The sequence below is a fragment of the Mycolicibacterium fallax genome (assembly GCF_010726955.1).
In the GTDB taxonomy this organism is placed as follows: domain Bacteria; phylum Actinomycetota; class Actinomycetes; order Mycobacteriales; family Mycobacteriaceae; genus Mycobacterium; species Mycobacterium fallax.
Genome location: NZ_AP022603.1, coordinates 3705138 through 3719319 on the forward strand (window position 1 = coordinate 3705138; position 14182 = coordinate 3719319).

Sequence of the window (14182 nt, forward strand, 5' to 3'; positions counted from 1 at the left end):
AGGGTGGTGGCTGGGTCAGCCGCGCAACTGCTGCAGTCGTTCGATAGCGGCACCGAGGGTGTCGTCGCGCTTGCAGAACGCGAAGCGCACCAGGTGGTTCCACTCGTCGATGGCCGGGGACCCCGGATCGCAGAACGCCGACATCGGGATGGCGGCGACGCCGACCCGGTGCGGCAGTTCGGCGCAGAACCGGGCGCTGTCGTGGTAGCCGAGCGGGCGCGGATCGGCGCACAGGAAATAGGTGCCGAAGCTGTCGTGCACGCCGAAGCCGATGTCGGCCAGCGCGCCGGCCAGCCGGTCCCGGCGCCCGGCCAGGGTCTCGCGCAGCTGACCGACCCACTCGTCGCCGGTGTTCAGCGCCGCGGCGACGGCCGGCTGGAACGCCGACCCGCCGACGTAGGTCAGGTACTGCTTGGCCGCCCGCACCCCGGCGATCAGCTCGGCCGGCCCGCAGGCCCAGCCGATCTTCCAGCCGGTGCAGTTGAACATCTTGGCCGCGCTGGAGATCGTCACCGTCCGGTCGAACATCCCCGGGTAGCCGGCGACCGGCCGATGCACCCGGCCGTCGAACACCAGGTGCTCGTAGACCTCGTCGGCGATCACCAGCAGGTCGCGCTCGACGGCCAGCTCGGCCAGCCCGCGCAGCTCCGCATCGGAGGCCACCCAGCCGGTCGGGTTGTGCGGTGAGTTCAGGATCAGCGCGCGGGTCCGGTCGCTGACCGCCGCCCGCACCGCGTCGAGATCCAGGGCGAAGCCGGTGCCGTCGGGCACCATCGACACGCCCACCCGGTGCGCGCCGGCCATCGCGACGACCGGGGCATAGGAGTCGTAGAACGGCTCGATCAGCAGCACCTCCGAGCCCGGTTCGACCAGGCCGAGCACCGCCGCGGCGATCGCCTCGGTCGCCCCGACGGTCACCAGCACCTGGTCCTCGGGGCGGTAGTCGATGCCGTGCCGGCGCAGCCGCTGATCGGCGATGGCGTCGCGCAGCGCCGGGATGCCGGCGCCCGGCGGGTACTGGTTGGCCCCGTCGGCGATCGCCCGGCGGGCCGCCGCGAGCATCTGTGGCGGGCCGTCCTCGTCGGGATATCCCTGGCCCAGGTTGACCGCGCCGAGCTCGGCGGCCAGCGCCGACATCTCGGCGAAAATGGTGGTGGCGTAGGGCCGCAGCCGGGAGACTGTCATGGTCCTTCACGTTACGTCTTGCTCTCCCAACCAAGCGGTTGGGAGAGGCTGCTACGCTGGGCGGCACGAGGACGACCCTCCAGCGGACCCGGTCCGGCCGGAACTCCGCGACCCCAACCTGAACATGGACCTGGAGCAACCACATGTCCGAAGAAGCCTTCATCTATGAGGCCATCCGCACCCCGCGCGGCAAGCAGCGCAAGGGCGCACTCAACGAGATCAAGCCGCTCGACCTCGTCGTCGGCCTGATCGAGGAGATGCGGCGCCGGCACCCCGACCTGGACGAGACCCTGATCAGCGACGTGCTGCTGGGCTGCGTGTCCCCGGTTGGCGACCAGGGCGCCGACATCGCCCGCACCGCGGTGCTGGCCGCGGGCATGCCGGACACCACCGGCGGCTACCAGCTCAACCGGTTCTGCGCCTCCGGCCTGGAGGCCGTCAACACCGCCGCGCAGAAGGTGCGTTCGGGCTGGGACGACCTGGTCTACGCCGGCGGCGTGGAGTCGATGAGCCGGGTGCCGATGGGGTCCGACGGCGGCGCGATGTTCTCCGACATCCCGTTCACCTTCGACAACTACATCGCCCCGCAGGGCATCGGCGCCGACCTGATCGCCACCATCGAGGGCTTCACCCGTGACGACGTCGACGCCTACGCCGCGCGGTCCCAGCAGCGCGCCGCCGACGCCTGGTCCGGCGGCTACTTCGCCAAGTCGGTCATCCCGGTCCGCGACCAGAACGGCCTGGTCGTGCTGGATCACGACGAGCACATGCGGCCCGGCACCACCGCCGCGGACCTCGGCAAGCTCAAGCCGGCCTTCGAGATGCTGGCGGCGATGGGCGGCTTCGACGACGTGGCGCTGCAGAAGTACCACTGGCTGGAGAAGATCAACCACGTGCACACCGGCGGCAACAGCTCCGGCATCGTCGACGGCGCCGCGCTGCTGCTGATCGGCAGCGAGAAGGCCGGCACCAGCCAGGGCCTGACCCCGCGCGCCCGGATCGTCGCGACCGCGACCAGCGGCGCCGACGCCACCATCATGCTGACCGGGCCGACCCCGGCCACCCAGAAGGTGCTCGACCGGGCCGGCCTGACCGTCGACGACATCGACCTGTTCGAGCTCAACGAGGCGTTCGCGTCGGTGGTGCTGAAGTTCCAGAAGGACCTGAACATCCCCGACGAGAAGCTCAACGTCAACGGTGGCGCCATCGCGATGGGCCACCCGCTGGGCGCCACCGGCGCCATGATCACCGGAACCATGGTCGACGAGCTGGAGCGTCGCGGCGCCCGGCGTGCCCTGATCACGCTGTGCATCGGCGGCGGCATGGGCGTGGCCACCATCATCGAGCGCGTCTGAGCCGCGGCGAAGCAAAGGACTACAGGAACATGGCAGAGAACACCATCAAGTGGGACCAGGATGCCGACGGCATCGTCACCCTGACGCTCGACGACCCGACCGGTTCGGCGAACGTGATGAACGAGCACTACAAGGAGTCGATGCACAAGACCGTCGAGCGTCTTGTCGCCGAGAAGGACGCCATCACCGGCGTGGTGATCACCAGCGCGAAGAAGACCTTCTTCGCCGGCGGTGACCTCAAGGGCATGCTGGCCGTCGGCCCGGAGAACGCCGCCGAGGCGTTCGCCGAGGTCGAGTTCATCAAGGCCGACCTGCGCGCCCTGGAGACCCTCGGCCGCCCGGTCGTCGCGGCCGTCAACGGCGCCGCACTCGGCGGTGGCCTGGAGATCGCGCTGGCGTGCCACCACCGGATCGCCGCCGACGTCCCCGGCTCGGTCATCGGCCTGCCCGAGGTCACCCTGGGCCTGCTGCCCGGCGGCGGCGGGGTGACCCGCACCGTCCGGATGTTCGGCATCCAGAAGGCCTTCATGGAGGTGCTGGCCCAGGGCACCCGGTTCAAGCCGGCCAAGGCCAAGAGCACCGGCCTCATCGACGAGCTGGTCGGCAGCGTCGATGAGCTGGTCCCGGCCGCCAAGGCCTGGATCAAGGACAACCCGGAGGCCGGCGAGCAGCCGTGGGACAAGAAGGGCTACAAGATGCCCGGCGGCACCCCGTCCAGCCCGGCGCTGGCGGCCATCCTGCCGTCGTTCCCGGCACTGCTGCGCAAGCAGCTCAAGGGCGCCCCGATGCCGGCGCCGCGGGCGATCCTGGCCGCCGCCGTCGAGGGCGCGCAGGTCGACTTCGACACCGCCAGCCGGATCGAGAGCCGCTACTTCACCTCGCTGGTCACCGGCCAGACCGCCAAGAACATGATTCAGGCGTTCTTCCTGGACCTGGCCACCATCAACGGCGGCGGCAGCCGCCCCAAGGGCATCGAGAAGACCCCGATCACCAAGATCGCGGTGCTGGGTGCGGGCATGATGGGCGCGGGCATCGCCTACGTCTCGGCCAAGGCCGGCTATGAGGTGGTGCTCAAGGACGTCAGCCAGGAGGCCGCCGAGCGGGGCAAGGGCTACTCGGAGAAGATCGAGGCCAAGGCGCTGGAGCGCGGCCGCACCACCGCCGAGAAGTCCCAGGCGCTGCTGGCCCGGATCACCCCGACCGCGGACCCGGCCGACCTCAAGGGCGTCGACTTCGTCGTCGAGGCGGTCTTCGAGAACCAGGAACTCAAGCACAAGGTGTTCCAGGAGATCGAGGACGCCGTCGACGCGAACGCGGTGCTGGGCTCCAACACCTCCACCCTGCCGATCACCGGTCTGGCCACCGGGGTGAAGCGCCAGGAGGACTTCATCGGCATCCACTTCTTCTCGCCCGTCGACAAGATGCCGCTGGTGGAGATCATCAAGGGGGAGAAGACCTCCGACGAGACCCTGGCCCGGGTGTTCGACTACGTGCTGGCGATCAAGAAGACCCCGATCGTCGTCAACGACAGCCGCGGCTTCTTCACCTCCCGGGTGATCGGCACCTTCGTGCAGGAGGCCATCGCCATGCTGGGCGAGGGCATCGCCCCCGCGTCGATCGAGCAGGCCGGCTCCCAGGCCGGTTACCCGGCCGCGCCGCTGCAGCTGTCCGACGAGCTGAACCTGGAGCTCATGCACAAGATCGCGGTCGCCACCCGCGCGGGCGTGGAGGCCGACGGCGGCAGCTACACCCCGCACCCCGGTGAGATCGTCGTGGAGAAGATGCTCGAGCTGGGCCGCGCCGGCCGGCTCAAGGGCGCCGGGTTCTACGACTACGTCGACGGCAAGCGCACCACCCTGTGGCCGGGCCTGGCGGAGACCTTCAACTCCGGCTCGACGTCGATCCCGCTGCAGGACATGATCGACCGGATGCTGTTCGCCGAGGCGATCGAGACCCAGAAGTGCCTCGACGAGGGCGTGCTGACCTCGACCGCGGACGCCAACATCGGCTCGATCATGGGCATCGGCTACCCGCCCTACACCGGCGGGTCGGCGCAGTTCATCGTCGGCTACGAAGGCCCGCTGGGCGTCGGCAAGGCCGCGTTCGTCGCGCGCGCCCGGGAACTGGCCGCCAAGTATGGCGACCGCTTCCTGCCGCCGGCCTCGCTGGAGAGCTGAGCCCGGCCGGTAGCACCGCGAGTACCCCCGAGATTCTCTCGGGGGTACTCGTGTCTGTGGCCGAAAAGCCGCGCTGAGCCGCCGCCGGGGGCTGTTATGTTTGCCGGGCAAACGACTTTTCGGGAGGTCTTTTCCGTGAGCTATCCACCACAGGGGTACGGCTCCGGCGGCTACGGGGGCGAGCAGTCCGGCGGCTACGGGGGCCAGCAGCCCGGTTACGGGGGCCAGCCGTGGTCCGGGGCCCAGCCGGGCGGCGGGCAGCAGGATCCGTTCTTCCCGGCCTACGGCGAGGCGCCGGCACTGGACAGCTACGCCACCCCCGGTGGGCCCGGTGGGCCGCCGCCGGGCGGGACCAGCCGGGGCCTGGTGATCGGGCTGACCGCCGGGGCGGTGGTGGCCGTGCTTCTCGTCGTCGGCGCCGTGCTGTGGGGCTTCGGCCGCGGCGGTGACTCGTCCAACGAGGCCGCCACGGCCACCACCACCAAGGCCGTCGTCACCGGAAACCCGGCGCCGTCGACCACCGAGCCGGCGTTCCCGTCGACCTCGGTCGACATCCCCAAGCCGACCGGCGACACCTGCACCGGCACCGCCGCCCCGACCACCCCGACCGGCTGGCAGACCGTGGCCGCCAAGCGCGGCCTGTCCTACGACGTGCCGCCGGAATGGCAGGTGCTCAGCTGCGGAACGATGGTCGGCTGGGAGAAGAAGTGCCCGGACGGGCCGTTCGGAACCTGCCCGATCCGGGTGATGAGCGGTGCCTCCGAACTGGTCAGCCCGACGTGCTCGGACAGCTCGGTGGCGGTCGCCGGGGTGCCGGGATTCTCCGACGTCTCCGACATCACCGAGGCGGTCAACGCCGAGTCCGACAACGTCGTCGACATCTACACCTCCGACGACGGCCAGGTGCCGACCGTGTCGCTGAGCCCGCCGAAGAACCTCACCGTCGGCGGTCAGGCGGCGGTGCAGGTGGTCGCGACGGTGACCGGGATCAAGGCCGACGAATGCACCGGACCGTCCGCGCTGCACAGCATGGTCGCCACCACGGTGCCCGGCCAGCCCGGCACGGTGCTGTTCGTGATCAGCATGGACCAGGGCATCGACGGGGCGGCCGGCCCGGAGGTCATCGACCAGATGGTCGCCTCGCTGCGGTCCTCCGACGCATTCTGAGGGGCGGGCGCATGCACTTCGGGCTGTTCATTCCGCAAGGCTGGCGCCTGGATCTCGTCGGCATCGACCCGAGCGAGCAGTGGGCGGTGATGAACGGGCTGGCCCGCTACGCCGACGACGGCACGGCCTGGGAATCGCTGTGGGTCTACGACCACTTCCACACCGTCCCGGTACCCACCGACGAGGCCACCCATGAGGCCTGGACGCTGATGGCGGCGTTCGCGGCGAGCACCTCCCGGATCAAGCTCGGCCAAATGTGCACCGCGATGAGCTACCGCAACCCGGTCTACCTGGCGAAGGTGGCCGCCACCGTCGACGTCATCTCCGGCGGCCGCACCCAGCTGGGCATCGGTGCCGGCTGGTACGAGCACGAGTGGCGGGCCTACGGCTACGGCTTCCCCTCGGCCGGGCAGCGGTTGGCCCGGCTCGACGAGGGCGTGCAGATCATCCGGGACGCCTGGCGCGACGGCCGGGTCAGCTTCGACGGCGAGCACTACCGGGTCGACGGCGCGATCGTGGCGCCCAAACCCCTGCAGGACGGCGGCATTCCGCTGTGGATCGCCGGGGGCGGGGAGAAGGTCACCCTCAAGATCGCCGCCCGCTACGCGCAGTACACCAACTTCTCCGGCGAGGCGGCCGAGTTCGCGCACAAGTCGGCGGTGCTGGCCGGGCACTGCGCCGACGTCGGCACCGACTACGCCGCGATCGTGCGCTCCACCAACGTCAACCTGGTGCTCGGGCAGACCGAGGCCGACGTCGAGGCCCGGCTGGCCCGGCTGCGCGCGCAGTGGGCGCCGCTGGCCGGCGAGGCGCCGGCCGAGTCGATGATCGCCTCGCTGCGCCGCGGTCCCGGCGTCGGCACCCCCGCCCAGGTCATCGAACAGCTGGCCCGGCTCAAGGAACTGGGCTGCGGCTACCTGATCTGCTACTTCCCCGAAGCCGCCCACGACCGGGCCGGCATCGAGGCGTTCGAGCGCGAGATCATCCCCGCGTTGCGCTGACGGCCGCGGCTCAGCGGGCCCCGGGGGTCAGGCCGGCGAGGATCTGCGCGGCGGGCCCGGACCGGGCCTGCCGGTGACCACTGCCCGCCCACAGGTGCACCAACTCGGCGTCCCCGGCCGCCGCGGCGGCCCGGCGCAGCGGGCCGGTCAGGAAATGCAGCGCCGGGTAGCCCAGCGGCGCCGCAGCGGCGTAGTCGTCGGTGAACCGGTTGCCCAGGGCGCGGGCCGGGCGGCCGGTGAAGGCGTGCGTCAGCACCGTGTCGCGCCGCGACGGATCCCGCAGCGCGGTTTGGTGAATCGCCGAGGTACCGGCCTCCTCGGCCAGCAGCAGCGCGGTGCCGACCTGCGCGGCGATCGCCCCCGCGCGCAGCACGTCGGCCACCTCGGCGGCGGTGCTCAGCCCGCCCGCGGCGATCACCGGCAGCGACACCGCGGCCCGCACCGCCGCCACCAGCTCGATGATCGGCAGCGGGTCGGGCATCCGCTGCGGGGTGAAGGTGGCGCTGTGTCCGCCCGCGGTATGTGCCTGCGCCACCAGGCAATCGACTCCCCGCTCGGCGGATGCCCGGGCTTCGGCCACCGAGGTGACGGTCTGAATCACGGTGGTTCCGGCGCGGCGCAGGCCGTCGATCACCCCGGCGGCGGGCAGGCCGAAGGTGAAGCTGACCGCGGGCACCGGGTCGGCGATCAGCGCGTCGATCTTCGCGGCGAAGTCGTCGTCGTCGGAGACCGGTTCGGCCGGCAGGGCCAGCCCGAATCGGTCGGCCTCGCGCTGCATCAGCGCCGCGTACCGCCGGTAGTGCTGCGGGTCAACCGGGACCGGATTGGGCGCAAAAAGGTTGACGCCGAACGGGATTCCGGCGCCGCGGACGGTGTCGATCTCGGCGGCCAGCGCCGCCGGGGACTTGTAGCCGGCGGCCAGGAACCCGAGCCCGCCCGCCCGGCCGGTGGCGATCACCAACGCGGCGGTGCTCGGGCCGCCGGCCATCGGTGCGGCGATCAGCGGGATGGCCGCACCGGGCAGCGCGGAGGAGGACATGCTCTCGACCCTACGGCCCGGTTAGCCTGGGGCCATGGCCCTGTCCCGAGCTGACCGCGAACAGTTCCTTGCCGAGCCGCACATCGCCGCGCTGTCGGTCAGCGCCGGCGCCGCGCGCGGCCCGCTGAGCGTGCCGATGTGGTACCAGTACGCGCCGGGCGGGCAGCCCTGGGTGCTGACCGGGAAGGGCTCGCGCAAACATCGGCTGATCGAGGCGGCCGGGCACTTCTCGCTGATGGTGGACCGCGAGACGCCGTCGGTCCGCTACGTCGCGGTCGACGGCGACGTCGACCGGATCGAGCCGGCCACCGACGAGCAGCTGGTCGAGCTTGCCACCCGCTATCTGGCCGCCGAGCACGTCGAGGCGTACCTGGCGATGGCCCGTCGCGAGCACGGCGAGAACGTGTTCATCGCGATGGCGCCCCGGCACTGGAACTGCGCGGACCTCGGCGCGCTCTGACGGGCGCTCAGATGGCCGGACCCAGCAGGTCGTCGGCGTCCTTGATGATGTAGCCGTAGCCCTGCTCGGCGAGGAAGCGCTGCCGGTGCGCGGCGTACTCGGCGTCCAGCGAATCGCGGGCCACCACGCTGTAGAACACCGCGCCGCCGCCGTCGTGCTTGGGCCGCAGCAGCCGGCCCAGGCGCTGGGCCTCCTCCTGGCGCGACCCGAAGGTCCCCGACACCTGCACCGCCACCGACGCCTCGGGCAGGTCGATGGAGAAGTTCGCCACCTTGGACACCACCAGGGTCTTGATCTCGCCGCGCCGGAACGCGTCGAACAGCTGCTCGCGTTCGGCGTTCTTGGTGGACCCCTGGATCACCGGGGCGTCCAGTTCGGCGCCGAGTTCGTCGAGCTGATCGAGGTAGGCGCCGATCACCAGCGTCGGTTCCCCGGCGTGCTTGGCCAGGATGGACTTGACCACCGCGATCTTGGTCCGGGCCGTCGAGCACAGCTTGTAGCGGTCCTCCGGTTCGGCGACCGCGTAGCTCATCCGCTCGTTGTCGGTCATGGTGACCCGGACCTCGACGCACTCGGCGGGTGCGATCCAGCCCTGCGCCTCGATGTCCTTCCACGGCGCGTCGTAGCGCTTCGGGCCGATCAGCGAGAACACGTCGCCCTCCCGGCCGTCCTCGCGGATCAGCGTCGCGGTCAGCCCGAGCCGCCGGCGAGACTGCAGATCGGCGGTCATCCGGAACACCGGCGCGGGCAGCAGATGCACCTCGTCGTAGACGATCAGGCCCCAGTCGCGGGAGTCGAACAGCTCCAGGTGCTTGTACTCGCCCTTGGTGCGACGGGTGATCACCTGGTAGGTGGCGATGGTGACCGGCCGGATCTCCTTGCGCTCGCCGGAGTACTCGCCGATCTCCTCCTCGGTCAGCGACGTCCGGGCGATCAGCTCCCGCTTCCACTGCCGGCCCGCCACGGTGTTGGTGACCAGGATCAGCGTGGTCGCCCCGGCCTTGGCCATCGCCGCGGCGCCGACGATGGTCTTGCCGGCGCCGCACGGCAGCACCACCACCCCCGAGCCGCCCGCCCAGAACGAGTCGGCGGCCAACTGCTGGTAGTCGCGCAGCTCCCAGCCGTCCTGGCGCAGCTCGATCGGATGCGATTCGCCGTCGACGTAACCGGCCAGGTCCTCGGCCGGCCAGCCGATCTTGAGCAGCATCTGCTTGATCCGGCCGCGCTCACTGGGATGCACGATCACGGTGTCGTCATCGATCTGGGCGCCGAGCATCGGGGTGATCTTCTTGTGGCGCAGCACCTCGGTGAGCACCGCGCGGTCCAGGCTGACCAGCATCAGGCCGTGTGCCGGATGCTTGACCAGCTGCAGCCGGCCGTAGCGGGCCATGGTGTCGACGATGTCGACCAGCAGCGGCTGGGGCACCGGGTAGCGCGAATGGGTCACCAGGGCGTCGACGACCTGCTCGGCGTCGTGGCCGGCGGCGCGGGCGTTCCACAGCGCCAGCGGGGTGATCCGGTAGGTGTGCACGTGCTCGGGCGCGCGCTCCAGCTCCGCGAACGGGGCGATCGCCGCGCGGGCCGCGCCGGCCTGCGGGTGGTCCACCTCCAGCAGCACGGTCTTGTCGGATTGGACGATCAGCGGTCCGTCGGTCATGACCCCATTATCCCGCCGGGTCCGACAGCACCGAGGTGATGCGGTGCACCGCGAACTCCCGGACCCGGCCGGACGCCTCGTCGAAGGCGTTGAGGATGCCGCCGCGGACGCTCACCGGGGTCACCACCCGGCGACTGGCCATCCCGGAGGCGTCCAGGTAGCCGATCAGCACGTCGGCCCGGTCGATGGCGGCCTGCAGCAGCAGCCGGGTGGCCCGGGTCGGGTCGATGGCGGCGCCGTCGTCGGGGGTGCTGTCCACCCGCCGCAACACCGACACCAGCGCGGCCAGGCCCTCGCGGTTGGACGCCGGGACAGCCGAGCGGTAGGAGCGGCGGTGCGGGGTGGCCGTCACCCGGGCGCCGCGGGCGGCCAGGTCGACGATCACCCCGGAGGCGTCCTCGGCGGCCGGGGCCAGCCCGGCCTCGCGCAGCGCGGCCAGCAGCTCGCCGATCGGGGCCTGGGCGATCGCCACCGTCGGCGCCAGCAGCCGCAGCTCCAGCCGGCGCACCGCCGGGGCGGCCACCGCCTGGGCCAGCAGCGCCGGGTCCTCGCACCGCACGAACGCCGAGGCCATCCCGACCCGCAGCTGACCGTGCCGACGGGCGACGTCGTCGATCAGGTAGGTCAGCCCCTGCGGAACCGGGGTCTTGGAATGCCGGGAGAAGAATCCGTGCAGTTCACCGGCGGTGCGGCCGCTGTCCAGCGCCCGTCGGATCGAGGCCTCGGAGATCCGGTACACCGTCGCCGCGCCGGCCGATTCGATGTCCGCGGCGGCGCCGAGCTCGTCGGCCAGCTCGCGCTCCAGCGGGCCGGGCACCACCACCGTCAGGTCGGCCTGCAGCAGGAAGTGGTCCACCGGGTCGGGCAGTGCCTGTGCCATCGCCGCGGTGGCCGCCTCGGGGCCGTCGAACAGCAACGCGCGGGCCGGGCCGGTCAGCGCGCCGCGGCCGACCAGGCCGAGCGCCGCCGCCTCCTCCAGCAGGTGGCCGACGGGTTCGGGCGCCAGCCGCGCCGCCCAGCGCGGCCGGCGCCAGATCAGCGCCACCGACGCGGCCACCGCGTCGGTGCCGGTCCCGGGTTCCAGATCGGCGAGCATCGCCAGCAGCAGCCGCCGATCCAGCGGTGCGGCCGAGGAGTGCAGCGCATAGGACAGCGCGGCAAACGGTTTGCCGTCCGGGCCGCGCAGCCCGACGAGTCCCGGGCGGGCGGGCAGGTCCAGCCAGGTCTCGGCCAGCTGCTGCCAGCGCCCGGCCGCGGTGGCCTCCCGGAACCGGTCGGCGGCCACCGTCGGCGCCCAGTACGGCGGGTTGCCGTCCGCGGGCTCGGGGTCGGGGATGCCGGCGGCGATCAGCCCACCGGCGGCGCACACCTCCAGGAGCAGCACCAGCCGCTGCTCGCCGATGCCGGTCAGCTTGGTCAGCCGGCGCAGCTCGCGCACCCCGACGCCGCCGCTGCGCAGCTGTGAGATCGGTGCTGCGGACAGCGCGTCGAGCACCGCCTCGACCTCGCGCAGCAGGTCGATGACGGCGACGGCGGCGGCCCCGTCGGCCGCGGCGGGCGACGCCGTCGCGACGGCCGGGTCCGGCGGGGACAGCCGGATCGGGTCGGGCTGCTGACCGCGCAGCAGCTGGGCGACCCGGCGCGGCAGCAGCACGGTCTCGTCGTCGATCCGCAGCAGCAGCCCGGCGGCCAGCAGCCGCGGCACCGGCCGCTCGGCGGGGGCGTCGGGCGCGGCGTCGCGGGTGCGGCCAAGCGGGGAGCCCTCCACCAAACGGTCCAGCAGCTCGGCCGCCTCGGCGTGCAGGCCGTCGAGCAGGGCCCGCAGGTCGTCGTCGGACCGGTCGCCGGGGTCCAGGACCACTTGGCCCGGAAACCAGGGCAGCCCGGCGGCGGCCTCCGAGGTCACCCGCACCGGGTCGCCGCCCCAGACCAGGGCGCGGTCGGACAGGTCGGCGACGGCGGCGGTGATGGTGTCCGAATCCGAGCGCGGCCCGATCAGCGCGATCAGGTCGGCGAGCGGGACCGGGGCGATGTTCGCGCGCAGCACCAGCAGCGCGTCCACGACGGCCAGTCGCAGCAGGTCGAGTTCGTCGGTGGCGGCCTGCACGGACTGCCGGGCCTGCGCGCGCGAGGCCAGCGCCGCAACGCTCGTCGGCGCCGGCTGTGCCAGGTCCGGGCGCAGCTGCAGCAACCGGATCAACCCGTCGTCGGGCAGATCCGAAAGCCAGGCGCCCAGCGGGATGCCCCGGGTCTGCTTCGTCATCGCGACCAGCGTAATTCAGGCTCAACTACACGTGAGTTGACCATGGCTGTCACAATGACATCCGTGGCTGACAACGCGAACACCAACAAGCACTATGTCGACCCGGGCTGGCCGGAGGTGCCGCCGGGCGAGCACGCCGTCAGTGAACTGGTCACCGACCGCACCGGCTCGCTGTCGCCGTTCGGCGAGCTGACCTTCCCGCTGCCGGCCGACGAGGTGCCCTACGTGCACCCCGTCACCGTCATCAACAAGTAACGACTCCTCACCGAAACGGTCCGCGCGCATCGCGCCGCGGGCCGTTTCGGCACGTTCGACCCGCGCAGACGGCGCGACACAACGACGCCGGCCCGGAGGGAAATCCCTCCGGGCCGGCGTCGTTGCGTTGTCGATCGTTGCGTTGTCGATCAGGGCGCGGGGACCGGGGCGGCCTCCGGCGCGGGGGCCTCGACCGGCGCGGGCGCCGGGGCGACCGGGCTGTTGGCGGCCGGGCCCGAGGTCATCGGGCGCTGACTCAGTGCCAGCAGCATGTCGTTGCCGCTGATCTCCTGGGTCTGCACCGCGTGCCACAGCTCCTTGAGGTAGCTGAGGTTCGGCCGGGTGCTGTCCCGGTTGGGGGTCACCGTGGTGCCCGGGGGCAGGTTCTCCGGGCTGCTCAGGTGCGGAATCCCACCGTTGGTGATGAGCTCGTTGGCAGCGTCGTAGGCCGGTGCCGGGACCGCGATGTTGGTCACCTCGCCCAGCGGGTTGTCGACGGGCGGGGCGGCCGGGGCCGGGGCCGGGTCGACGGCGTCGGCGGGGGCCAGCGGCACGTCACCGCGCAGCGACCAGGTCTCCGGACCCTGCGGGGCCTCGCCGAAGTTCCAGTCGGCCGCCGGGGCGACCGGGTGCTGCGCCGAGGCGCCGACGGTGATCGGTTCGCCCTCGGGGGCCGGCGGGGCCTCCGGGGCGATCGGAGCGTCGGGGGCGGCCAGGATCTCGACCGGGGCCTCCGGTGCCGGGGGCACCTCGATCGGGGCGTCGGGCGCCGGGGCGGGGGCCTCGGGGGCGGCCAGGCTCTCGACGGGGGCCTCCGGTGCCGGCGGCAGGTCGATCGGGGCGTCGGGCGCCGGGGCCTCGGGGGCGGGCGCCTCGGGTGCGGCGACGAACTCGACCGGGACGATCTCGGGAGCCGGGGCGACCTCGGGCGCCGGGGCACCCTCGGGCGCGGCGACGAAGTCGGCCGGAGCGTCGGGCGCGGGCGGGAGATCGACCGGAGCGGGTGCCTCGGGGGCCGGCGGCAGCTCGCCGATCGGAGCCTCGGGGGCCGGCGGGGCCTCGGGGGCCGGAGCTTCGGGGGCCGGCGGGGCCTCGGGGGCCGGAGCTTCGGGGGCCGGCGGCAGGTCCGCGACGGGAGCCTCGGGGGCCGGGGGAGCCTCGGGGGCGGGGATCTCCAGGTTGACCGGGGCGACGTTCATGTCGTTGCCGTCGATCGGAGCGTCCTGGGCAGGGGCGTCGTTGACGACGTTGCGCGGGGTGGGGCCGGACAGGCCGCGACCGCAGGTCGGCCAGGCGCCGCGGCCCTGGCTGGCGAGCACGCGCTCGGCGACGGCGATCTGCTGCTCCTTGGTCGCCAGGTAGGCGGCCGGGGCGAACTCGCTGCCACCGGCTCCGCGCCAAGTGCTGGGGGAGAACTGCAGGCCACCGTGGTAACCGTTGCCGGTGTTGATGGCCCAGTTGCCGCCGGACTCGCAGCGCGCGACGGTGTCCCACTCGCTGTCCGGGGCGGCGCCGGCCTGACCGGCCAGCACCAGGCCGGCTCCACCGAGCACGGTGCCGGTGACGGCGATCTTGGCGACGCTCTTGGCCGATGAAGTGGGCTTGCGGTGCCGACCACTCATA

At 72.5% G+C, this 14182-nt stretch carries 11 protein-coding genes; 6 read left to right on the plus strand and 5 right to left on the minus strand.

Annotated features, from left to right (window positions below):
* Positions 1-15 precede the first annotated feature (15 nt).
* Complete coding sequence (locus tag G6N10_RS17780; protein ID WP_085099853.1) at positions 16-1185, minus strand: pyridoxal phosphate-dependent aminotransferase; 1170 nt, start codon at positions 1183-1185, stop codon at positions 16-18.
* Between the two features lie 143 nt (positions 1186-1328).
* Here G6N10_RS17780 and G6N10_RS17785 point away from each other — a divergent pair, with 143 nt between their 5' ends.
* The 4 genes from G6N10_RS17785 (at position 1329) to G6N10_RS17800 (ending at position 6885) form a co-directional block, all read left to right on the plus strand.
* Entirely contained in the window at positions 1329-2540 is a 1212-nt protein-coding gene (locus G6N10_RS17785) for an acetyl-CoA C-acetyltransferase (RefSeq protein WP_085099855.1), read from the plus strand.
* Between the two features lie 29 nt (positions 2541-2569).
* Positions 2570-4717: a 3-hydroxyacyl-CoA dehydrogenase NAD-binding domain-containing protein gene (locus G6N10_RS17790; protein WP_085099858.1), complete on the plus strand. Its 2148-nt coding sequence runs from the start codon at positions 2570-2572 to the stop codon at positions 4715-4717.
* 135 nt (positions 4718-4852) lie between these two features.
* The gene (locus G6N10_RS17795; RefSeq protein ID WP_234810666.1) at positions 4853-5884 is read left to right on the plus strand and encodes a DUF8017 domain-containing protein; all 1032 of its coding nucleotides are present in this window, start codon (positions 4853-4855) and stop codon (positions 5882-5884) included.
* 11 nt (positions 5885-5895) lie between these two features.
* The gene (locus tag G6N10_RS17800) at positions 5896-6885 is read left to right on the plus strand and encodes an LLM class F420-dependent oxidoreductase (RefSeq protein ID WP_085099861.1); all 990 of its coding nucleotides are present in this window, start codon (positions 5896-5898) and stop codon (positions 6883-6885) included.
* A gap of 10 nt (positions 6886-6895) precedes the next feature.
* On the opposite strand, the gene G6N10_RS17805 is transcribed toward G6N10_RS17800, so the two are convergent.
* On the minus strand, positions 6896-7924 hold the full coding sequence (locus tag G6N10_RS17805; protein ID WP_085099864.1) for an NAD(P)H-dependent flavin oxidoreductase: 1029 nt from the start codon (positions 7922-7924) through the stop codon (positions 6896-6898).
* Between the two features lie 34 nt (positions 7925-7958).
* Here G6N10_RS17805 and G6N10_RS17810 point away from each other — a divergent pair, with 34 nt between their 5' ends.
* Positions 7959-8384 (plus strand): pyridoxamine 5'-phosphate oxidase family protein, encoded by a 426-nt coding sequence (locus tag G6N10_RS17810; RefSeq protein WP_085099867.1) that lies wholly within the window; start codon positions 7959-7961, stop codon positions 8382-8384.
* Positions 8385-8391: 7 nt separating this feature from the next.
* Here G6N10_RS17810 and G6N10_RS17815 read toward each other — a convergent pair whose 3' ends face one another.
* Together G6N10_RS17815 and G6N10_RS17820 are read right to left on the minus strand one after the other, a co-directional pair.
* Positions 8392-10041, minus strand: coding sequence for a DNA repair helicase XPB (locus G6N10_RS17815; protein WP_085099870.1), 1650 nt, complete (start codon positions 10039-10041; stop codon positions 8392-8394).
* A gap of 7 nt (positions 10042-10048) precedes the next feature.
* Positions 10049-12304, minus strand: coding sequence for a helicase-associated domain-containing protein (locus G6N10_RS17820; RefSeq protein ID WP_085099872.1), 2256 nt, complete (start codon positions 12302-12304; stop codon positions 10049-10051).
* A gap of 54 nt (positions 12305-12358) precedes the next feature.
* Here G6N10_RS17820 and G6N10_RS17825 point away from each other — a divergent pair, with 54 nt between their 5' ends.
* Complete coding sequence (locus tag G6N10_RS17825) at positions 12359-12559, plus strand: hypothetical protein (protein ID WP_085099875.1); 201 nt, start codon at positions 12359-12361, stop codon at positions 12557-12559.
* A 149-nt stretch (positions 12560-12708) separates the two neighbouring features.
* On the opposite strand, the gene G6N10_RS17830 is transcribed toward G6N10_RS17825, so the two are convergent.
* Positions 12709-14181 carry a transglycosylase family protein gene (locus G6N10_RS17830; RefSeq protein ID WP_163742566.1) on the minus strand — a complete coding sequence of 491 codons (1473 nt, stop codon included), beginning with the start codon at positions 14179-14181 and terminating at the stop codon, positions 12709-12711.
* Position 14182 lies beyond the last annotated feature (1 nt).

What these genes read in the sequence shown, in the direction of transcription:
- G6N10_RS17790 (WP_085099858.1), top strand. Translation starts at nt 2,570, where the DNA reads ATGGCAGAGAACACCATCAAGTGGGACCAGGATGCCGACGGCATCGTC.
- G6N10_RS17830 (WP_163742566.1), bottom strand. Translation starts at nt 14,181, where the DNA reads ATGAGTGGTCGGCACCGCAAGCCCACTTCATCGGCCAAGAGCGTCGCC.
- G6N10_RS17800 (WP_085099861.1), top strand. Translation starts at nt 5,896, where the DNA reads ATGCACTTCGGGCTGTTCATTCCGCAAGGCTGGCGCCTGGATCTCGTC.
- G6N10_RS17805 (WP_085099864.1), bottom strand. Translation starts at nt 7,924, where the DNA reads ATGTCCTCCTCCGCGCTGCCCGGTGCGGCCATCCCGCTGATCGCCGCA.
- G6N10_RS17815 (WP_085099870.1), bottom strand. Translation starts at nt 10,041, where the DNA reads ATGACCGACGGACCGCTGATCGTCCAATCCGACAAGACCGTGCTGCTG.
- G6N10_RS17810 (WP_085099867.1), top strand. Translation starts at nt 7,959, where the DNA reads ATGGCCCTGTCCCGAGCTGACCGCGAACAGTTCCTTGCCGAGCCGCAC.
- G6N10_RS17780 (WP_085099853.1), bottom strand. Translation starts at nt 1,185, where the DNA reads ATGACAGTCTCCCGGCTGCGGCCCTACGCCACCACCATTTTCGCCGAG.
- G6N10_RS17825 (WP_085099875.1), top strand. Translation starts at nt 12,359, where the DNA reads ATGACATCCGTGGCTGACAACGCGAACACCAACAAGCACTATGTCGAC.
- G6N10_RS17785 (WP_085099855.1), top strand. Translation starts at nt 1,329, where the DNA reads ATGTCCGAAGAAGCCTTCATCTATGAGGCCATCCGCACCCCGCGCGGC.
- G6N10_RS17820 (WP_085099872.1), bottom strand. Translation starts at nt 12,304, where the DNA reads ATGACGAAGCAGACCCGGGGCATCCCGCTGGGCGCCTGGCTTTCGGAT.